This is a genomic window from Candidatus Dorea massiliensis AP6 (assembly GCF_964245105.1).
Classification (GTDB): domain Bacteria; phylum Bacillota; class Clostridia; order Lachnospirales; family Lachnospiraceae; genus Laedolimicola; species Laedolimicola intestinihominis.
In genome coordinates, this window is sequence record NZ_CAXTKW010000007.1 from 47,739 (window position 1) to 67,075 (window position 19,337).

At 37.3% G+C, this 19,337-nt stretch carries 23 protein-coding genes and 1 pseudogene; 1 reads left to right on the forward strand and 23 read right to left on the reverse strand.

Annotation, left to right across the window (positions count from 1 at the left end; translation table 11 throughout):
• Positions 1 to 37 precede the first annotated feature (37 nt).
• From ACESZP_RS08655 to ACESZP_RS08695, 9 genes and pseudogenes are all read right to left on the reverse strand, one after another.
• Positions 38 to 406, reverse strand: a complete 369-nt coding sequence (locus ACESZP_RS08655; protein WP_158365200.1) for a DUF2500 domain-containing protein — start codon at positions 404 to 406, stop codon at positions 38 to 40.
• A 450-nt stretch (positions 407 to 856) separates the two neighbouring features.
• Entirely contained in the window at positions 857 to 1,045 is a 189-nt protein-coding gene (locus tag ACESZP_RS08660; RefSeq protein WP_499708779.1) for a CatA-like O-acetyltransferase, read from the reverse strand.
• Positions 1,046 to 1,224: 179 nt separating this feature from the next.
• Positions 1,225 to 1,659, reverse strand: coding sequence for a bacteriohemerythrin (locus tag ACESZP_RS08665; RefSeq protein WP_499708780.1), 435 nt, complete (start codon positions 1,657 to 1,659; stop codon positions 1,225 to 1,227).
• A 76-nt stretch (positions 1,660 to 1,735) separates the two neighbouring features.
• Positions 1,736 to 1,900, reverse strand: a complete 165-nt coding sequence (gene rd / locus ACESZP_RS08670; protein ID WP_005608410.1) for a rubredoxin — start codon at positions 1,898 to 1,900, stop codon at positions 1,736 to 1,738.
• Between the two features lie 591 nt (positions 1,901 to 2,491).
• Positions 2,492 to 2,716, reverse strand: a pseudogene (locus tag ACESZP_RS08675) (transposase-like zinc-binding domain-containing protein); the annotation flags it as partial.
• A gap of 505 nt (positions 2,717 to 3,221) precedes the next feature.
• Complete coding sequence (locus tag ACESZP_RS08680) at positions 3,222 to 4,139, reverse strand: DUF2971 domain-containing protein (RefSeq protein WP_499708781.1); 918 nt, start codon at positions 4,137 to 4,139, stop codon at positions 3,222 to 3,224.
• A gap of 282 nt (positions 4,140 to 4,421) precedes the next feature.
• A complete protein-coding gene (locus tag ACESZP_RS08685; RefSeq protein WP_499708782.1) occupies positions 4,422 to 6,203 on the reverse strand; it encodes a hypothetical protein in 1,782 nt (593 codons plus the stop codon).
• A gap of 42 nt (positions 6,204 to 6,245) precedes the next feature.
• Positions 6,246 to 7,130: an Eco47II family restriction endonuclease gene (locus ACESZP_RS08690; protein WP_499708783.1), complete on the reverse strand. Its 885-nt coding sequence runs from the start codon at positions 7,128 to 7,130 to the stop codon at positions 6,246 to 6,248.
• Entirely contained in the window at positions 7,130 to 8,362 is a 1,233-nt protein-coding gene (locus ACESZP_RS08695; protein WP_499708784.1) for a DNA cytosine methyltransferase, read from the reverse strand. The genes ACESZP_RS08690 and ACESZP_RS08695 overlap by 1 nt, the downstream gene beginning before the upstream one ends.
• 178 nt (positions 8,363 to 8,540) lie before the next feature.
• Between ACESZP_RS08695 and ACESZP_RS08700 the strand changes: the two genes are divergently transcribed.
• The gene (locus ACESZP_RS08700; protein WP_499708785.1) at positions 8,541 to 8,993 is read left to right on the forward strand and encodes a very short patch repair endonuclease; all 453 of its coding nucleotides are present in this window, start codon (positions 8,541 to 8,543) and stop codon (positions 8,991 to 8,993) included.
• A gap of 302 nt (positions 8,994 to 9,295) precedes the next feature.
• Here the strand turns inward: ACESZP_RS08700 and ACESZP_RS08705 are convergent, their stop codons facing one another.
• The 14 genes from ACESZP_RS08705 to ACESZP_RS08770 all read right to left on the reverse strand — a co-directional run bounded on the left by ACESZP_RS08705 (position 9,296) and on the right by ACESZP_RS08770 (position 19,119).
• The gene (locus ACESZP_RS08705; protein WP_499708786.1) at positions 9,296 to 10,726 is read right to left on the reverse strand and encodes a MobA/MobL family protein; all 1,431 of its coding nucleotides are present in this window, start codon (positions 10,724 to 10,726) and stop codon (positions 9,296 to 9,298) included.
• A 328-nt stretch (positions 10,727 to 11,054) separates the two neighbouring features.
• Positions 11,055 to 11,549 carry a site-specific integrase gene (locus ACESZP_RS08710; protein WP_499708787.1) on the reverse strand — a complete coding sequence of 165 codons (495 nt, stop codon included), beginning with the start codon at positions 11,547 to 11,549 and terminating at the stop codon, positions 11,055 to 11,057.
• A 101-nt stretch (positions 11,550 to 11,650) separates the two neighbouring features.
• Positions 11,651 to 13,225: a recombinase family protein gene (locus ACESZP_RS08715; protein ID WP_147599751.1), complete on the reverse strand. Its 1,575-nt coding sequence runs from the start codon at positions 13,223 to 13,225 to the stop codon at positions 11,651 to 11,653.
• A complete protein-coding gene (locus ACESZP_RS08720; protein WP_499708788.1) occupies positions 13,216 to 14,031 on the reverse strand; it encodes a recombinase zinc beta ribbon domain-containing protein in 816 nt (271 codons plus the stop codon). Before ACESZP_RS08720 ends, ACESZP_RS08715 begins: the two co-directional genes overlap by 10 nt.
• Before the next feature lie 144 nt (positions 14,032 to 14,175).
• Positions 14,176 to 14,424 carry a DUF6870 family protein gene (locus ACESZP_RS08725; protein ID WP_005344286.1) on the reverse strand — a complete coding sequence of 83 codons (249 nt, stop codon included), beginning with the start codon at positions 14,422 to 14,424 and terminating at the stop codon, positions 14,176 to 14,178.
• On the reverse strand, positions 14,405 to 14,785 hold the full coding sequence (locus ACESZP_RS08730; protein WP_005330455.1) for a type II toxin-antitoxin system PemK/MazF family toxin: 381 nt from the start codon (positions 14,783 to 14,785) through the stop codon (positions 14,405 to 14,407). The genes ACESZP_RS08725 and ACESZP_RS08730 overlap by 20 nt, the downstream gene beginning before the upstream one ends.
• 365 nt (positions 14,786 to 15,150) lie before the next feature.
• Complete coding sequence (locus ACESZP_RS08735) at positions 15,151 to 15,345, reverse strand: sporulation initiation factor Spo0A (RefSeq protein ID WP_499708789.1); 195 nt, start codon at positions 15,343 to 15,345, stop codon at positions 15,151 to 15,153.
• Positions 15,346 to 15,500: 155 nt separating this feature from the next.
• A complete protein-coding gene (locus tag ACESZP_RS08740) occupies positions 15,501 to 15,818 on the reverse strand; it encodes a helix-turn-helix domain-containing protein (RefSeq protein ID WP_226862455.1) in 318 nt (105 codons plus the stop codon).
• A 187-nt stretch (positions 15,819 to 16,005) separates the two neighbouring features.
• Positions 16,006 to 16,845 carry a PD-(D/E)XK nuclease family transposase gene (locus tag ACESZP_RS08745; RefSeq protein WP_147599754.1) on the reverse strand — a complete coding sequence of 280 codons (840 nt, stop codon included), beginning with the start codon at positions 16,843 to 16,845 and terminating at the stop codon, positions 16,006 to 16,008.
• Positions 16,846 to 16,947: 102 nt separating this feature from the next.
• On the reverse strand, positions 16,948 to 17,319 hold the full coding sequence (locus tag ACESZP_RS08750) for a hypothetical protein (RefSeq protein WP_147599755.1): 372 nt from the start codon (positions 17,317 to 17,319) through the stop codon (positions 16,948 to 16,950).
• A gap of 9 nt (positions 17,320 to 17,328) precedes the next feature.
• Positions 17,329 to 17,901, reverse strand: a complete 573-nt coding sequence (locus tag ACESZP_RS08755) for an ArpU family phage packaging/lysis transcriptional regulator (protein ID WP_008688147.1) — start codon at positions 17,899 to 17,901, stop codon at positions 17,329 to 17,331.
• Between the two features lie 250 nt (positions 17,902 to 18,151).
• Entirely contained in the window at positions 18,152 to 18,391 is a 240-nt protein-coding gene (locus tag ACESZP_RS08760; RefSeq protein WP_005344271.1) for a hypothetical protein, read from the reverse strand.
• 12 nt (positions 18,392 to 18,403) lie between these two features.
• Positions 18,404 to 18,616, reverse strand: a complete 213-nt coding sequence (locus ACESZP_RS08765; RefSeq protein ID WP_147599756.1) for a LexA family protein — start codon at positions 18,614 to 18,616, stop codon at positions 18,404 to 18,406.
• Between the two features lie 14 nt (positions 18,617 to 18,630).
• Complete coding sequence (locus tag ACESZP_RS08770; RefSeq protein WP_499708790.1) at positions 18,631 to 19,119, reverse strand: DinB/UmuC family translesion DNA polymerase; 489 nt, start codon at positions 19,117 to 19,119, stop codon at positions 18,631 to 18,633.
• Positions 19,120 to 19,337 lie beyond the last annotated feature (218 nt).

A 19,337-nucleotide genomic window follows, 5' to 3' on the forward strand; every position in this document is an offset into this window, starting at 1 on the left:
GTTCAATATTATGTTTTCTCAATTTTCAAACAAGAAGTTACCGTTCAAACGCCAAATATCTCGTTCCTTGAAAAGTCAATTCTCCTGTATCTCCTTCTGCAAGCATTCCATATTCTATTCCAGACACCTGAAACTCCATTCTATCTCCGCTTTCCATCTGAAATGTCACATAATACATCGTATTTGTTGTAGTATAGAATCCATGTGCTCCACTCACATCACCTGCATTTGCATATTGATGATGTGTAATGTTTTCTCTCTTCGCAACAATAATAGCTGACACAGTTAATTTAGGTGACTGATTATTCTTATTCCACGTAACAAATCCCTGTCCCAAAGAAAAAATAATAATACCAATCACAATAATAAACACGATTGGAACTATAATACTCATCGGATCAAACATCCTCTATTCACCTCTCCTCATATAATCCAAGTTTCCAGTTCCACAAATTCCGATTGAGATTTCACCCGTTTTAAGAAATTTAACTGTTATATTTTGCTATCAAGTTCTCCGTAAACCATTGAAAACACTGGATTGATCGCAGGTAAGCTTTATCTCATTGCTTTCGCGTAGATTACTCGACGATTGTAGCAACACGTCCAGATCCTACTGTACGGCCACCCTCACGAGTCTTGCATTTTTAAATCAACGTGCTTTTCATTGATTTTTCTATATATTTTTCTTCGTATTATTTATTTTGGTGCCTTGTTTTCACGCGTTTTTGAAATTTTTAGAGCCAAAATAGAGCCACTCTCACAGCCGATAATTTTTCTTGTTAGTTCTTGTCACATGGTGCTGGCACCATATTTATACAATTAACAACTGATACCTCTCCAAATAGGAACTTGATTGTTAAAAACTTGCAAAATATTTTTCTAATGAATCTACAAACTCACCAATATGAATTCCATCAATAAATGAGTAATGAGTCTGTACAGATATAGGCACCATTATCCTTACATCTTTTTCCCAATACTTTCCCCAGTCAAATAAAGGTGTGGTATTATTTTTTAGCTGAATTTGTATGAGAAACATGTACATATTTTATTCGCAGCTAGGGGAACATTGAAAAATATCATTCCCAAGTGGGCCTGTGAAATAGGGTTCTTGTTTATTTGTAATCTTCTTAGTATTGACACAGTATTCTCTAAGGTTATCCATCATAGGAATATTCACCCTTTTATCTGAATTCTCTGAGGGAACACCTTCCCTGTTTTATTTTAGTATCGTTTTGGATTTTCTCTCATAAAGATAAATTCTGCTACAGAGCGGTCATATGTTTTAATATGTCCAAACAGCCAGTCAATCACATTCTTCTGTACAAGTTCACTGAACCGATCAGTTGGTCCTTCATAATCCTGAAGGTATTCATGCAGTTCCTGAATTGTCTTTTTAAACTCTTCATGTTTTTCATGATGGTTTTCACGCTCTGGATAACCGGATTTTTCCTGAAGCTTTTCCTCTTCTTTGAAATGAAAGTCAGTATATTCATCCAGATAATCCAGCATTTTGATTGCTTTTACTTTGCTGTCGCCATTTTGACAGGCAGTTACAAAGTTCTGGATACGGTCGATCAATTCTTTATGCTGGGTATCAATTATTTCATTTCCTGTTACTAAATTGTCATCAAAGGTAATATTTAAATCGTAAGTCATAATCTGGTCTCCATTTCTTTTTATATGTTCTCTTGGGATTTTTTTTGTCTGTCAGTTTCACACCTGCATTTTCTGCTTAGTCTTCTACAGGAACAAAAACATCTTTTCCTAATCCACAGATCGGGCATACCCAATCATCTGGAATATCCTCAAATGCAGTTCCTGGAGCGATACCTCCGTCTGGATCGCCTACTGCCGGATCATAAATATAGCCACATGGTTCACATTCATATTTTTTCATAGTTATTTTCTCCTTTTCAATGTTGATTCATTTTGTTAATAGATTCCTACTGAATTTTTCAGTATTTTGTTGCTTTTTTATGTATGTCTGTATTATACATGATACTTTCTATTTTGTCAATAACAGTAATTGTTATTATTTTTATTTTGTGTATTTTAAATTCAGTAATATCTGACTAAAATGTTACGAAAAAGACTGGTTCTACACTGTATGCAAGTATCAAGTTTTACGGGAATGAGAAAGACTACCCATATAATGCTGATATGTGCCAATTCCTTGCTTCCTTAAACGAGAGCCGTGAAAGTTATGAATCCTACTTCACGCCCAAGGAAATGTTTGACATCTGGAAAAAGCAGAAAGTCTCCGACTACTCTCCATTCCCGGTAACCAGGAAAACCTATCAGGAGCTGGATACCGTCACCAGATTGAAGCTGCGAAACGAGTATTTGGAGAAGCAATTTCAAGAAAAAAAGAGCGATAGCAAAAAAAATTAGAGCCATTTTAGAGCCACTAAGCCATTTACCATCAAATTGGGGTAGGTGGCTTTTTCATTTGTTCGTTATTCCTTTTTGATGTATAAAAAAACACAACCCTTACTGTCTTTCTTCGAAAGGTTCTTCCTTCTCCAGGCATCATTGCTTGAGATTCTTTTCCAAACAACCAATTTAAAAAGAACTACAATTCCTTAGATTCATTATTTATTTTATGTGTCGACGATGTTTTGCAGCTCTTACAAAACCAACGTTGCGAACCGGCTTTTGTCTTTCCTGATTTAACACATTTTTTACCACAAATAGGACAATTTACTTGATTCATTTAACCTTCCCTCCATGGTTCTAATTTTAAGGAAGATTAAATGCCTGCAAACCCTTTATTTTTAAGAGCTCACAGTACTTTCTATCAACACGTTTTGTCCTATAAGTCTATTTTCACACATACGGACATAAAAAAGGCTTCCGGGGAAATCCCCAGAAGCCTTGATTCAGATAAGCGCCAAACCTCGAAAATGCCATGCATTTTCTCGGTCGCGGGCATTCGTTAAATGCCCGCATATTCAATAAAAAACAGCCCTGTTTGTGCAAGCACAAAGGGCTGTTTTTCATCGCCTATTCGGCGCTTATCTCATTGCTTTCGCGTAGATTACTCGACGATTGTAGCAACACGTCCAGATCCTACTGTACGGCCACCCTCACGGTGCTTTTGAGAAGAAATTTATTTGTTTGAGATTGATTTTGCTTGCTTTATTGGTTCGTATTATTTAGGTTTTCATGTAATATCTGTGGTTTTTGAAATTTTTAGAACCATATTAGAACCACCACTTTTAATGTTCACCTCCGGAAATATTATTTTCAAAAATGTCCTCTGGAAATTCTGAAACATGCAAACCATCATCTGTATAGTACGAATTAATGACATAAGTCTTCCCGTCTACTATAAATAAGTCCTTGGATATGTATGGGTTATACTCTCCGTTTCTATAATCATCTATATTAAACGATTCTATAATAATATCAAATCTATTAACTGCCATAACCGCATGATACATTTTTATATTTTTTTCTTCACAAACACCTGCAATTCTTTCTATGTCTGTCGGATCAATTTCTAAAACATTTCCAAAAATAATACATTTAATAGCATTTTGAGGTAAATTATAATACATGTTAGGAGTCTTTTTAATTATTCTAATTTCTTTCTCATATTTCCAAAAATAACTTTTATACAAAAAATTATTATGCACTATTTCTGTTTCTCGGCTTTGCTGATCATCCTCTCTATCTATAAATATAGGTTTTAACTTCTTTTTCGTATATTTAACTTTTCTCAATTTTTCTTCGACATTACTCATATCAAATCCTATACATACACCACAATAATTATTTGCATAATGTGCCCACATTTGCATATTGTCTGGATGCCGACTTAAAGAAAGAATTTTATATTCGTCCAAGATATGTTTAAATTCTGGTTGCAATATTCCATTGCTTATATAGTAACTACTACCTAATGTTGAATAATATATCGGTTGAATAATTCCTTCTAACGGATCATTTAATTGACTTCTATTTGGAAAATACAATCTATTATTTTCTAAAATATCCATTACCTTATCAAAATCTGATATTTTTTCACCTGTTTTCTGGGACAATGGTCTGTATTTGTATACTAGCCCTTTCACTTTCCCTTCACCTTTTATTCTGCTACACATTTTAATCTCATTTTTTTTATTGTTCTTCATATTGTTTTATCATAAACCATCGTATCAATATAGACACGTTTACTATATCGCATTTTTACTTTCTATAAAACATAAATACACCATGCCACTTATCTCATCACATCCGCGCAGATTACTTGATGATAGAGTAGTGCGTTTATTTCTTGCTGTACAGCTACACTAACGGTATCAAGGCAACATTTTGGTGGATATTTCCCATGCTTCTTATGTCTGAAATCTGTATAATTTTGTTGATTTTACACACCTATTTGTATGATGTCTAGGCATCAGTCAGACAAGATGTTATCTAAACATTTCTTCATATAATGTATATATTGGATATTTTTTTAACTCCTGCTTTGCACTTTCTTCCATCTGTTTATAACATTGCTTAGCTTCATCTTTTTGATTCATCAAAACATATTTTGCATATTTTTCCTGTTCACTAACACATTGTATATTTCTCAGGGTCTTTATATCCTCTTTATCTAATCCATTGCTTCTCATTTTTATCTGCAATAAATTCATCATGTAAATATTCGATTTGCCAAACATACTAATTAACGTTTGGTAAAGTTCTTGTGCGACTTTCAAAAATCGACTATTATTTTTCCGTTCTCCATCATACACATGAATCATATTTAGTCCCGCTAAATTCATTGTCTCCGCTGTTACCTCGTTAATCTCTGAATTTAAAATCTGTTTTTCAAAAGTTTCTACGTCATATTTGTATAAATTCTGTAATATATATTTATTCAGATGCACAAACATCGGAACCTTGTAATGATTTCCGTTTTCATCAGCTACGTATGTCTGATATTCTTCAGTATAAATGGCATTCAGTATATCATTTTCCCCAGCTACTTTTTCCTTAAACACAACTACCGGAATACACTTCCCGTCAATAACCAAATTATATGACTCTGCTTCTTCTACTAATAATTCATTCTTTTTACCTGATTTCAGTAAAACAAGTTGTTCAAAATTTTTTAATGTTGTACTACTTATCTCATTGTATGGCTTATAGTATTCAAATCCAATTTTTGTAAGCACCTTATCTAATGCAATGTAAAATTCCAAATTAATTCTTAATTCTTCTGGAATCTTCGGCTTACTATATTTAAAGGGATACCCTCCTATATTAATTTCCGTATTTTGCATTCCAGCAAGCAAAAACTCAGCATCATGTCGTAGTGTTTTAATATCCGTCCTTGGTGTAAAATTAAAATTGCCACTATGTAACTCTATCCGAATATTTTTGCTCGGATAAATTGTTAATTCGTCATTAGAAGTTAATAAACTTTCGTATGAATCGTAAAATTTTTTTTCACCAACGCATATATCCACATTCATCTGCTTCTTAAGAAAATATATCGTACCTTCCGTCCATTCAAGTGGAATACTAAATGGATTTCCCTCTAATTTCCCATAAAAACCTACGTCTCCAGTTTTTAATCTTTGCATAACCTCATATTCATTTGTAGCTCCCACTACAGATGCTGTAATTTCTCTAACTTTCTTTATATCAGCTTGTTTAATTGCACTTTGGACTATTTGTTCATTTCCAAATCCTTGTTTTTTACTTTCAAGACTAAATTGTTTCACCGCTGCATACAATTTATCTGCTTTGGGAGCTAGCTTAGTAAAACTAACATTTATATTTTTCTTGTTTCCTTTTTTCTTGGCTTTATCTAAATAATATTTTACTTTTGTCGGAAATAATAATGTATAAAATATCTCTCTTCTTGCCCCATCTGCTGACATAAACACTTGGAAATATATTACCCCTCTATCGTTGCCATATACTTCTAAATCTTCTATTGATACAGGATAATTTATATAGCTCTTATTCAAATATATTTCATTGTCATCTATGTGGCCTTTTATTTGTACGGGCACTTTATCATCTATATTTTTTTTATTTTGATTACCATCCGATTCTTTATAAATCCATATATATCCATCTCTGCTTGGTTCTTTATCCATAGAATTAAACTGAGCTTGCATCGTTTGATGATTACTGATAATATTCTCCAAAACAACAAGTGCTCTTTCTTCTATTTTTGAATTTGAAAGTTTTGACATCTATGCACCAAATCCTCTCTATATCATGAATTGTTCATGATATTATTTATCTTGCAATCTTTCCACGTATTCATAAATACGTTTAAGCATTCCCTCTTTATCGCTTCCTAATTCCTGCTGTACCGTATCATTAAATCCCAAATATGTATTAAACCCCAACATGTACACAGCCATCGCCATTGCCAATTCATCATCTCTTTCTCCATATAATGCCGCAACCTTCCTTAAATCATCAATAACGGTATCATGAGGCACCTTCACACTACTCTCTTCATTTACGACCTCTTTGATTGTCTGCGGCAACACCATACACATCTTATAAAATGCGTTTTCTTCCCCCGTAAGAATCGCATAGAACTGATCCATACTAACACGGCGAATCAATCTATGCTGCACATTTTTACCATCAACCTTTGTTGTCCACTTGATATTTTGAGATTTTTTCGCAATGGCCTCAACAAGCAAGCATGCGCAATCATCATCTTCCAAGATCTGACCCTGCATTTTTATATATGTTTTTGCTGAAGATGCCGAATTCATTGTATTATGCTTATTTTTCATCTCTACATATAAAGTATGTACAATATCTCCATCCGGCATTTGTATTCCGTTCGGATTTTTATATATTACATCCCATCCGGCCTGCGGTACTTCACATCCATTAAAATATGAAAAGATATTCTGATGAAAATATCCTATATCATTATTATTCGATTTATCTCTTTGTCTGAAAATTTCGTTATTTACAATTTCTTCCCAACTTGTACGATATACAGACTTATCAAAAATCAATTTAATCGGATCGATTAAATTACTGTTAAACCTCCTCAAATCATACGATTCCAGCTTCTCTCCATATTTCATAATGGTTGCACGTACATGTTTTTTAAAATCTTCTTCAGATATAAAATTTAAATTCCAATCCATTACTTTACCCCCTTTAACGCTTTGCGTATTTCCACTGCAATATCATATGCCAAATTTACCGGAACTGCATTTCCAACCTGCTTATACTGTGACTGCACACTTCCGCAAAATTGCCAATCATCAGGGAATGTCTGGCATCTGGCATTCTCACGTACAGTAAAAGGCCTTGCCTCCAACGGATGACATCTTTCTGTCTGTTTTTGAGACGGTGATGTCAATACCGTTAAGGACGGTTCATCCAAGCTCATTCTGCGAAGTATTCCTGTCCTTCCACCTTCCATATCCCAACAACTTTTCATATATGCTTTCGCGATTTCCGGATCAATATCTCTCCAATACCCTCCTGCTGGCACTAACTCGAATATTTTCCTCTTATTCTCCCCATAAGGAATTCCTGGACCTTCCGGGCAATTCAATAACACATCCCTTAAAACGGGCTTATATTCATGCTCTTTTGGAAAAGAATATGAAATCTTATCCAAAAGATCATTCCGTATTCCGATTGTAATCAATCTCTCTCTCTTTTGCGGAACACCAAAATCCCATGCATTCATTACCTTTTTCTGAATTGTGTAACCAGCTTCTTCAAAAATATTTTTTATAGTTGCATATGTTCTTCCTTTATCGTGCGTCAATAATCCTCTAACATTCTCAAATAAAAACATTTTTGGCTGCAATTTTTCCAAAAATGTCGCATAATGATAAAAAAGTGTTCCCCTTGCATCCTCTAACCCCAATCTTTTTCCTGCATAAGAAAAAGCCTGACAGGGTGCGCCACCGGATAATAAATCCAGTTTACCTTTTTTTATGCCGAAATATTCTTCCAGATCTAACCCAGAAATATTAGCTATGTCATCATTGATCACATTCCACTCTGGGCGATTTGTCTTTAGTGAATCCGCTGCATCTTTATCAAACTCAATTAAACCTAAAGTTTTAAATCCTGCTTTTTCTATTCCTAATGCCAAACCACCTGCTCCTGCAAATAATTCTATGGTAGTATAGTCATTCTTTTTTACTTCAACCTTTGCGTCATTTTGTATTTCCACTACATCTTCAATTTTACAATTCAAAGTAAAACAAATCTTTTCTATTGTTTCAAATGACACTGGTTCATTTTTCCCTAATCTCGCTAATACATTAAAACTGATACCCGACGCTTCTTTTAGCTCTGTACGGTTCATCCTCTTATCAATTAATAATTTCCATAATTTATCATAACAAATTGACATTTTTGTCCCTCCAAGTTGAAATAATACTGATTATATTCTACCATATCTATAAATTAGCAACAAGCACTTTCTCACTATATCGTTAGATCCTCTCTTTTATACATCTTATCCACTATTGCCACTCTCTATATTTTTTGTTAAGATAAATTAAATAATTTAAAGTAAAGGTGTGTTTTATATGCCCAGAGACGCTGCCACAGTTTCAAAAAATATGAGTAAAATCCATAGCCATGACACTTCTATCGAAGTTCAGCTGCGTAAGGCTTTATGGCACAAAGGGTATCGTTACCGTAAAAATTACAAAGCTCTCCCCGGTTCTCCTGACATAGTCCTTACTAAATATAAAATCGCCATATTCTGTGACAGTGAATTCTTTCATGGTAAAGACTGGGAAATTTTAAAGCTTCGTCTCGAGAAAGGCAAGAATCCCGATTTCTGGATTAAGAAAATTGAGCGGAACCGCCACCGTGATTACGAAAATGACAAAAAGCTTTTATTCTTAGGTTATACTGTTTTCCATTTCTGGGGACAGGATATTATTAAGCATACCGATGAATGTATACAGGCTATTGAAGAATCCATCTGGGATAGTAGCTTGTCCTCTTCCATTGAATTTGACACCGATAATTAGAGATTTTACAAAAAGAAAAGAGCTCTCACTGAGCTCTTGTTTTTGGTGGCCTGGGGCTGCTTATCATCTATGCTACCATTACACCATATCGCCGCGATATCCCAGGCCTATAAATAAGATTGCTTTTTTCATCACATCAATTCCTTTCGTACCAATCCACTTTACAATGTCATATAATACACCAGAGACTATAGATTCCAAAAGTATTCTTAATACTTGGGCGATATCTGGAATCGAACCAGAATCTATTGCTAACTTTTTTCTTTATTATATCTCAGAACATCAGTTCTGTCAATCTTTTTCTATCTAACTCCTCTTCCACTACTACAATAACCTCTGTACTCTTCTCTTTCCTCCGTTCTCTTCTTTGCTTCCCGGATCTGCATATCCACAAACCCTTTCGCTTCTGTCCGTCTCTTCCATTCCTCTACCGCAGCCCTATATGCTTTATACTCTTTTCTGGCCGCCTGATATTCTTGCATAAACTCCTGGACTGTTTCATATCCATGCTCCCGTACAATGCCGGATAACCAGCGTTTCATGCTTGCTACCTGATGTTCCAATGAATCCACTTGCTCCTGCAGGCCTTTCCGCTCTTTCCTCTTAAATATCCCTGTCGCACAGGCCAGTTCATTCCTTACCCGCCCCAGTTCAAGCTCCCTGTTGAAAATGGCTTCGTTCTGATCATCCAGCTTTCTTTGGATTGATTCAAGCTGTTGGTATTTGGCTGCAAGCGGGCTTCTTACCGGAAACTCCAGTCTTTCTTCTTTCGCCTCCGCTACTCTTTCCCTTACCCTCTCAATCAGCTCTTTCAGCTTGGAAACTGCCTCGAACAGATAAAGCAAAAACAGTTCTGGCCTTCTTCCTCTCTTATCAATACTCGCCTTTATCTCTTCCGAAATACACACCCGCTTTATCTCCCGGATCTGCTCCTCTGCCGCTCCGCTGACCAGCGCCTGGTCCACCGTAGCGTTCCACTCCTGTCGCATTTCATTGTCCTTTGCTATCTCCTCGGCCTTGGGATTGTTCTTTCCGATTTTCTTAGTAGGCAGATACAGGCTGCCATGCTCGAATACCTGCAGCTTCTGCTTCTCGTCCGGCACTTCCTGATTGATCAGTTCTGTGTAAGAATGCTTCACTTCATCCAGGAAAGCTGCCGTTTTAAACCAGCTGTTCTTAGCTTCAAATAACTTTTTTTCGTAAACCTCTCCCTTCTTTATGACGCTGCAGCCCGGCTTTATCTCCCCATACTCGTCTAGTATCTCTTTCTTCGTCCTGACATGGACGCCTCGTTCATCATAGAACATGTTTCTGGAAGCCACCTTTATAATAGGCTTCTCCAGCTTCTTCCGCTCCGAGAAAATCAGGTGGATGTGGTAGTTGGTCTTTCGCTTATTGTGGTGCAGCGCCGCAATACACTCCACCCCGTACTGTTCTTTAAAATGGTCTGTAAATAACGCTAATACATAGCGGCGGGGATAATACTCCGTAAAGCTCTCTGGCAAGGCGATAATCAACTCCCTGGCCTCAATGCACTGGCCCTCTGCCCCGCTCTTCCGGAACTCTTCCTGATTACATTTTGCCAGTTCAGACCAGAATTTCCGCTCCGTAGTCTCATACACGGCATAGAGATTTTCCTGCCTGACAGGACTGGCGATATAGTTAATTCTGCCCTTTACGTTTGGCAGCTTCGATAACTGAATAAATGAATTTCTCGCTATAAGCAACACCATCTTTCTTTGTGAGTAGGCGCTCCGGCGCCTGTTTACGAACTCTCTGCCTTTCGGCAGCCAAGCCCCCTGCAAGGGCGAAATACACAGAGCATAAACGAAGTTTGTGCGATGGGTGTATTTCGCTCTCAAACGCCGAGGGCTTCTAAATCCTTTCCCGGAGCAGCTTCAAACTCCCGTCCTCGCACTGTGACTTCCACTCTGGCTATCCTTTACGGGAGCGTGTCACGCTCTCGTTTCCCTGTGAACAAACCTCATTTTCTATTTATCATACATAAAACACTCTGCTATACTGATGTTGTATTTACATCGAAATAGCAGAGTGTTCCTGTTATCTTGTGCCTCTACCGTTGCCGCTGCTGGGGCTCTTTTCTTTTTGGTTGTTCAACATATCCGCTACTTTTCTCTGCTGATTCGGATACAGGTGGCCGTAGGTGTTCAGGGTCATTTTGATGTCCCTGTGGCCCAGGCGTTCTTTGATAATCAATGGCTCTACTCCCTGATGAATCAGATAAGCCACGTGGCTGTGACGGAGATCGTGTACGCGGATTTTCTTTACTCCGCTTTTCTCACACTCCCGTTTCAGCTTATGCTGCACCGCCTCCGGCACGATAGGAAATATCCTCTCGTCGTCCGATATTCCATAGAGTTTATCCACATAATCTTTCAACTCCTGTGTTAAAAACTGTGGAATATCAATGACTCTTGCCGACTGCTCCGTTTTCGGCGTCGTAATAATATCCCGTCCCTCCGCACGGTAATAGGTTTTACTAATACTGATTTGATTCCTTGCAAAGTCAATATCTGATTTTGTCAGGGCCAGCATTTCTGCTTTTGTCAATATAAGTCTAAAAAAATTTGCTTTTAATTCGCAAAAAGCACCACTGTTTTCATCCAGTGATGCTCCTGCGAACAATCTTATTCCGTTTATGCTTTTTCTTCTTTGTAGAAAATGTCATCCATCTTCCAGTTTATCTCCATACGTCCTGGTTCATAAATAAAGACTTTCTCAATAATCTTCGACAGCTGTATTTTGTCAAAATCCTGCAATGCTGCAATCTCATTTACTTCCATTTCTTTTTCTGTTGCTTCATCACATTTTTTCTTCGCTACTGCAATCTCATTCTCCAATTCTGCTATCTGCAAAGTGATTTCTGAAATACGGGAAGTCGTTTTTTCCAGTTCTTCCATATACCCTTCCTTGTCCAACACTTCCGAACGATAATCAGAATACAATTTCATTTTTCTTGACGAGAGTCGCTTTTTTTCACTTACCAGTGTTGCGATATTTTCTTCTTTCAAAATTGTTTTATGCCATTCACTTTTCTTTTTCTCAAGATTTTCCGAAATGAGTTGTGCCATATTTCTGGCTGCATCCAGTACTGTTTCTTCTGCTTCTTTCCTGTCCATTTTACTTTCCGCACACCCACTAAGACCGCTGATATGTGCCTGCATACAGCGATACCCAGTCTCTCTGCTGGTAAAACCAAGTCTTCTTCCGCAGGTCGGGCAAAAGAAAATAGGGCAGGCTACTCCTCTTTTTGTAAGAACTCTTTTCTGGTTAGTAAACGCTTTCTCATTTGCTTTCCGGAATAATTCATCGGATATAATTGGTTCATGTGCATTTTCTACAACAATCCACTCCTCTTTATCATTGGAAACCAATTTATTGCTTCCTGTTCTTGCCACTCTCTTTTTATTCCAAATAATTTTTCCAAGATACACTTCATTTTTGAGCATATCTGAAATTGTTGTGACTGACCAGAGTTTCTTTTCTTTTTCGTTTTCTCTGTGCATTTTTATACCTTTTCTGCACATATACTCCCGGCATGTAAGCACATGGGTTTCGTTCAGATATTTTGCTATCTGTCCTTTAGTTTTCCCATCTGCCGCCATTGTGAATATCAGTTTCACTGTTTCAGCCGCTTCTGGGTCTATAACCAGATGATGCTTATCTTCTGGATCTTTAATATATCCATATTTTGGAAAAGCCGGCATATATTCACCGTTTTTAGCATGTGTTTTCATAGCAGAACGAACTTTTCTGGACAAATCTCTGCTGTACATTGCGTTCAACATATTTTTTAACGCTACACTCATTCCTCCAGTAAAACCAGAGGAATTGATACTGTCAAAACCATCGTTAATTGAGATAATTCGAATACCAAGAACCGGCAGGATTTTTTCCAGATAATTCCCCACTTCCAGATAATCTCTTCCAAATCTTGAAAAGTCCTTTATAACAATACTTTTTATACGTCCTGCTTTTGCATCCTCCATCATCCTCTGAAAGCCAGGACGGTTAAAGTTTGTACCACTGTACCCATCGTCTACATATTCAACTACTGGACAGTTAGTAAATTCGTCCTGTTTTTTGATAAATTCGTTTATCAGCATTCTCTGTGCACTGACACTGTTACTTTCAGCTTTTATACTGCCATCTACATCATTATCCTCCGACGAAAGTCTGATATAAACAGCGATACATTCTGTTACTGGCATAACTCAGCCTCCCGTTCTTTTGCATATTTTCTTAGTTCTTCCAACATATCATCATACACCAAACGTACCGTAATAGAACCGCTTTCATGTATTTCGATTTTTTCTACAAAAGCATTGACCATTTCCTTTGTCAGCGTTCTCGTATTGCGGTATTTATTGATCAATGTTTCCCATTCTTCCTCTGTGTGAAAATTTTTTTCATATCCAACCTGATGCTTTAATAAAATTTCCATGTTATTCTGGATCTCTTTTTCTGTTTCCGCATCCTGCTTTGAAAATGTTTCATACTGCTCTGCATCAATAATACGGCACACATAATCCTCAAACAATCTTTCCCGGTGTACTGCCACTTTTTCCAGTTCTTTCCGGCATTTCTTGATTTCCCTGTTAAACACATCATATTTTTTAATGCTTTCCTGTCTTTGATTCAACCGCCGAATCAAATCTACATTTTCAACATATACATTGATATGTGCACGTATCACACGCAGTACATAATCATTCACTTCCAAATCAGTGATAGAATGTGGCGTACACTTCCCGTGGAGCTTATTATTTCCACAGTAAAACCTACGATGACTGCCTTTTGTTTTCCCATATAAATACATGGTTTTTCCACAGTCTGCACATACAATTTTCTGCTTGAAAAAGTTGAAGTCTCTTACATTATTGCCATTTGATTTACGAGCTTCATTAACCCGTTTTACGATATGACCAATCTTTTCCTGTACCTCATCAAAATCCTTTCTGCTCACAAGTGCCTCATGGGTATTTTTGATAATGATCCATTCTTCTTTCTGATTCATTTTCTGTCTCTGTGCTGCCCAGGAATCATTCCATCAACATTGGTAAAACCCAGAGGGTGAGTCGATTTTGTCCTGATATGAATGAGGAGTCCTGAGTTCCTCGTCTCCATATTAACATAACTCTTCAGATTTTACCATCACTTTTTATACAGAAAGCAAAAGTTCCTCAAATGCATCTTCAAAAGATACTCCATTGTTTGCAAACCTTATTTTCACTTTTACATTTCCTATACAGACAAGATAGGGATTTCCCACCTGTCTGAGATATTGAGCTATTCTTTTTTCCTTCGTCTGATTCCGGTCAATCCTTATTTTTCGGATATCCTTCAATTCCTTCAGATCCACATCATCAAAATCCGTTTCCAGATAGTTTCTATATTCTTCTGCAGTCATGCCCTTCTCCCTCCATTCCCATCTGAATCCGTACTGCTTTCAGTACCCGATCCAGGCTCCACTTGTTCACTCTTCCGCATTTCTCAATAATACATTTCGTAGAAATGCTCATAACCTGTTCAGCCAGTGCCAGGCTTCCTTTTCGGATTCCCGTCATATCGTATTTGCTGATAAATACATGTGTTGGCAAATACCGTTTCTTATAAATCCTTGATGTCAGCGGAACTACCGTTATGACTGAACTGTATGTATTGGCTTTATTATTACTCACTACGATCACCGGTCTTACTCCACCCTGAACAGATGTTGTAGGAAACATACCGAGATCTGCCCATAAAATATCTCCTCTGCGGATTGTCATTTGTCCTCTCTCCAATCTATTATTTTTATTTGTAAAGCATCCATAGCGCTATATTGGCTCCACAGGAATACGGCAGAGTTTCTTTTCCATAAGGAAAGCTCTGCCGTATAACCTCTATAGCCAATTTGATTATTAAACAGTGCTCGCTCGATTCTATTTATCCTCGATACCCCGAATCGTTACTCCCGCATATGCAGGAAGGGAATAATAACCTGCCCGGATGCATACTCCGGACCACAACCCGGAAACTCTCGTTTCCAGGCTCCAGCAGTTCATAGGTTTACCAGTTACAGACTTCTCAGGATCTGCAAGTGTATCGCATCTCATACATATCATCGCATCACCAGCCTGCCAGCTGGCTTCGGTCAGTGCTTTTTCGCAGCATTACGGACTGAACTAAAAATCTTTGTTTTAAGTGTCATTTTCTTCCATTCTTCCTGCACAGCCGGATCAGGACTATCAAATCCTGCATCTATGGCTATCTGCATTTCTCTGCGTACTTCTTCTGGTGTTGTGTTGTACTTTTCTGCAATCTTCTCATAAATAGTTTTTTCTCTCATTTACCCGCCCTCCGGTTTCAAAGAATTATTTATAGTTCTTTAGAACTACTATATCATGATTCTCACTATGAAAAAAGATACTTTCACAAATGAAGCCATAAAAAAGAATAAAAAAAAGAAGAGCTTAATGCCCTTCGATTTCAATGCCTATTTCATTAGTCTACCAAAGCTCTGACAGCATTTAAAATTCTTTTCTGCTCGTCCTTTGGCAATTTCCCTATCATATCAGATAATTCATTAGTAACACCTGTGACAGAATGTGTCACAACATCTATCAGTAGCGCATCAGCCGATACATCAAGTGCATTGGCAATTGCTACAAAGGTATCCAACTTTGTTACTTTCAGTCCTCTTTCTATCACACTGACATGTGTTGTACTTAAATTTACCAGCGCCGCCAGTTCTTCCTGTGTAAGATTTTTTGCTTCTCTTGCTGCTTTGATTCGCTGACCAACCGCTTTTAAATCCATCATAGCACCTCCTTCAGAACGATAATTCGGTCTAAAATTAGTATACTGATGGATAATTGAAAGATACAGAATCCGCAAATCAAGTTATAGTTCTATAGAACTAGATTTCACTTTTTTATACATGCAACACACAAAAAAGCCACCAGAAGAATTAGTATCCCCTGGTAGCTCCATTAAAATTTATCATTTGTTAATGTGCAACACTCATGCTCTCGTCAATCCATTTCTGTACCATTTGAGCACTTACATTAAGATAGTGGGCTATTTTATCAACTTTCATTCCATCCGCAGCCATGGATAATGCTGAGGCTTTTGCTTTTTTCAGCTCACCACTTTCAATACCTTCACTATAAATCTGTTCCATCTCACGGCACATGAATTCCACCCCTTTCTGTGTTTCCTTCAATTCGTATACTCTGTCAGCAAGTATCTTACTGTGCATATCTTCTGCATTCTTACAGTGAAGATCATGCATCAGTCTGCCTAATTCTGTATCCTCTTGTTTCTTAGAATTTACATAAATAATATGAGCTTCATCTTTAAAATTCTCACTGACTTCTTCGATTTTTCTGTCTACATGATAAATCGGAAGTCCATAGCCAAGTGCATCATCTCTGGTAATAAAAATCACGTAGCTTTCCGGAAGGTCATCAAAATCCTGTCCCGGATTTAATGTGTTCATATCCATTAAACCACTATGATATCTTGCTCGTTTTGGAGATGCCCCTTCATTATCCTGTTGGATTTCTACATCCATCTGCTTGCCTTCAGAGTCTCTGGCAACACAGTCCAGAATAGCTGAACGTCCCTGTAAATTCTTATAGTCCTTTTGAAGAACCTGATCAATCACTTTCAGATCCTTTTTATCCATAATTACCTGCAGAACATATTCTGTACATTCCCGTTTCTTGAATACATTCCGCATAAACACATCGCTCATGATGGTAAGGTCTTTTAAGATACCCTTGTATCTTTCGTAACGTGTTTCCAATTCTTCTGTTTTCACGATTTCTTCTTTCACCACGTCCATTCTCGCCTCCATTCTTTGCTATGTCAGGATAGGTTCCTAAATGTCTCCTATCCCAATTTCATCTTAACATCAAAATCAGCTTTTCACAAGCCACTATTTATCCTACACCACTTGAAAACAATAATTTCCAATCAGCTTCATCCAACTATTATATTTATTCTTTTCACACACCTTTCGGCATATTTCATTCTCCATCAATACACAGAACATCTTATCATAATCAAATGCCCAAACAGCACCATTCACATGGTTTTCCACTGCTTTCTGATCTATGCTTTTCAAGCGTGTGACCATTTTTTCAATTTCTCCATTTCCCAAGTTACCGATATTTTTGCAGATAAACCGAAAGAAATTCAACGTTGCATATTCATCATGCCAATGGAAATCTTCTGGATTGTTTTTAATTTTACTGGCTCTCAGCTGTTCTTTGATTATCTGAGCAGCTACACCTTTCATCGAATCTTCGTATCTCATATTATTCACCTACTCTTCCTCAACGCCCAGTGACGGTTTAAATCTTTTATCCTTTGCCTGCGGTACCACGATCTCATAAAAATAAAATCCTAAATACCCAAGTGCCTGCTTCTTCATTTTATAAAAAGAAGTCCTGCCTATTCCTAACTCCTGCTGTACTTCCACATCTGTCTTATTATAATGACTGCAAAAACAGGAATGAAGGATTTCACTGAGCATCACACCATTCGGTGCATAGAACTTCACCAAAGTCATTCCCCGATAGATCATATCAGACAAGCCATAAATAATCATCAGATTATTCATCTCCCGGTGCATCTTTGGCACATTCAGCTGGTTGTTATAAATGCTCAGATAACTCAATGCATATGCCATATCTTCATTGATTTTCTCCTGGCATTCCATATCCAGTTCTTCTAACACAATCTGATTTTCCAAAATCAATTTCTGATAGCTTGTCATCAATTCTTTAATATCAGTATAATGTCTTTCGATTGTAACTTCCAGATAATCCTGTGCATGACTTGCCATCTGGAAGGTAATTTCTTTCATTGATTTAATTGCATAATCTCTGTCTGTCATCAGTTTCAAAATCTCCTTATCATCATCACACTAACTGGCGGTCTTTCAGACCAGTTCGCTTTCCCCATGATTTTGATGGGAAGCAATTACTTACTACAACTTGCAGAAGCGGATATCCAAAAGGCATTGTGGGAGCTGCCTTTGCTGACCGGAATCCATCTTCTTATGTAAAACCTACAGGAATATAAAGGGAAAGTGACTATCCCTGCCGGTTAATAATCCAAATAATATCGTCTATACCAATCTCTCCTTATGCTGTTTTTCTCTCCATAAACCATTTATCCACTTCGTAAAACAGGTGGCTTTCCTGCCCCTGTATCATACAGGTGTACATCATTCCTACACCGCCTGCCTTTCTGCTGGCGCATCGCTCGATTTTCAAAATTCTGTCAATGCTATACTTTCTTCCATCCTCCCATGTAAAAAATATGGGAACCAGCTGTCCGTCTTTCCGAAACTCTGCCACTACATCTACATATACTTTGTTCATGCCGACACCTCACTATAAAATCTCGATTGCTCTTGGCGATGCCGGGATTCTGCGGATATATCCATTTTGCTCCAACTGCTTGATTCTGGAAAAAGCAGATGATGTTGATTTCACCCCGATCAACTCTCCAAATTCCCGGACTGTCGGCGGGTATCCATGCTCCTTCGTATAATTCAAAATACATTGATAACTTTCTTTCTGTTTTCTGGTTAATGCTTTTTTCAAATCTATCCCTCCAATTACCTATGAAAATAACTGTGTGGATGGATCGTGTGCGTACCAGCGTCTAAGTGGGATAAGACTTTATCCTGATACATTGCCGCTCGCTGTATACTGAAATAACCAAACCGTCGTCTGATCTCATCTACAGTACGATCCAGCTTCTCTAACTTTTCCTTTTTCTCCTGATTTCCAAATAAATCCAACTGCACGGGAATATCATCTAACACAAGATCCGCAGCTCGGATTCCCAGGCTTCTAATGGGATGTTCCCATTTATAATTATCTTTAAATAGCTGAAATGCTGCAGTTACAATCTCGTTTGTAATATTCGTTGGCTGTCGTAAATGTATCTGTCTGGAAAAACTATACAATCCATTATCTCGAACTGTAATTTCTACTGTTTTGCATTTAAATCCATGTTTCCGCAATCGTGCAGCTACACTTTCTGCCAATGCTATTTGAATGATCCAGACATCCAGATCATTTTCCAGATTGCCGACACGCATTTCTCCGAGAATTCAATTTTCAGAGTAAAGTATTTGTACTCATCGTTTCTGCAGTCCACATTTTTAGCTGTTTGAACGATAGAAAGATATGCCATACCTTCATCTCCATAGCATAGCAAGTTCACGAGCAATCATATTTCTTTTGTTAAATTATATTCTCAGATGCAAACAAAGTCAATTTGTATCCAATATATTCAGTATTGAAATTTGTCACTTTT

Coding starts and splice junctions, on each gene's coding strand:
- ACESZP_RS08760 (WP_005344271.1), bottom strand. CDS start 18,391: ATGAACAAAGTATATGTAGATGTAGTGGCAGAGTTTCGGAAAGACGGA.
- ACESZP_RS08700 (WP_499708785.1), top strand. CDS start 8,541: ATGCCCAGAGACGCTGCCACAGTTTCAAAAAATATGAGTAAAATCCAT.
- ACESZP_RS08740 (WP_226862455.1), bottom strand. CDS start 15,818: ATGATGGATTTAAAAGCGGTTGGTCAGCGAATCAAAGCAGCAAGAGAA.
- ACESZP_RS08730 (WP_005330455.1), bottom strand. CDS start 14,785: ATGACAATCCGCAGAGGAGATATTTTATGGGCAGATCTCGGTATGTTT.
- ACESZP_RS08710 (WP_499708787.1), bottom strand. CDS start 11,549: ATGCTGGCCCTGACAAAATCAGATATTGACTTTGCAAGGAATCAAATC.
- ACESZP_RS08660 (WP_499708779.1), bottom strand. CDS start 1,045: ATGTACATGTTTCTCATACAAATTCAGCTAAAAAATAATACCACACCT.
- ACESZP_RS08725 (WP_005344286.1), bottom strand. CDS start 14,424: ATGACTGCAGAAGAATATAGAAACTATCTGGAAACGGATTTTGATGAT.
- ACESZP_RS08690 (WP_499708783.1), bottom strand. CDS start 7,130: ATGGATTGGAATTTAAATTTTATATCTGAAGAAGATTTTAAAAAACAT.
- ACESZP_RS08655 (WP_158365200.1), bottom strand. CDS start 406: ATGTTTGATCCGATGAGTATTATAGTTCCAATCGTGTTTATTATTGTG.
- ACESZP_RS08745 (WP_147599754.1), bottom strand. CDS start 16,845: ATGGACGTGGTGAAAGAAGAAATCGTGAAAACAGAAGAATTGGAAACA.
- ACESZP_RS08705 (WP_499708786.1), bottom strand. CDS start 10,726: ATGGTGTTGCTTATAGCGAGAAATTCATTTATTCAGTTATCGAAGCTG.
- ACESZP_RS08695 (WP_499708784.1), bottom strand. CDS start 8,362: ATGTCAATTTGTTATGATAAATTATGGAAATTATTAATTGATAAGAGG.
- ACESZP_RS08735 (WP_499708789.1), bottom strand. CDS start 15,345: ATGAGAGAAAAAACTATTTATGAGAAGATTGCAGAAAAGTACAACACA.
- ACESZP_RS08720 (WP_499708788.1), bottom strand. CDS start 14,031: ATGAATCAGAAAGAAGAATGGATCATTATCAAAAATACCCATGAGGCA.
- ACESZP_RS08750 (WP_147599755.1), bottom strand. CDS start 17,319: ATGAGATACGAAGATTCGATGAAAGGTGTAGCTGCTCAGATAATCAAA.
- ACESZP_RS08755 (WP_008688147.1), bottom strand. CDS start 17,901: ATGACAGACAGAGATTATGCAATTAAATCAATGAAAGAAATTACCTTC.
- rd (WP_005608410.1), bottom strand. CDS start 1,900: ATGAAAAAATATGAATGTGAACCATGTGGCTATATTTATGATCCGGCA.
- ACESZP_RS08685 (WP_499708782.1), bottom strand. CDS start 6,203: ATGTCAAAACTTTCAAATTCAAAAATAGAAGAAAGAGCACTTGTTGTT.
- ACESZP_RS08715 (WP_147599751.1), bottom strand. CDS start 13,225: ATGCCAGTAACAGAATGTATCGCTGTTTATATCAGACTTTCGTCGGAG.
- ACESZP_RS08665 (WP_499708780.1), bottom strand. CDS start 1,659: ATGACTTACGATTTAAATATTACCTTTGATGACAATTTAGTAACAGGA.
- ACESZP_RS08680 (WP_499708781.1), bottom strand. CDS start 4,139: ATGAAGAACAATAAAAAAAATGAGATTAAAATGTGTAGCAGAATAAAA.
- ACESZP_RS08770 (WP_499708790.1), bottom strand. CDS start 19,119: ATGCGTGTCGGCAATCTGGAAAATGATCTGGATGTCTGGATCATTCAA.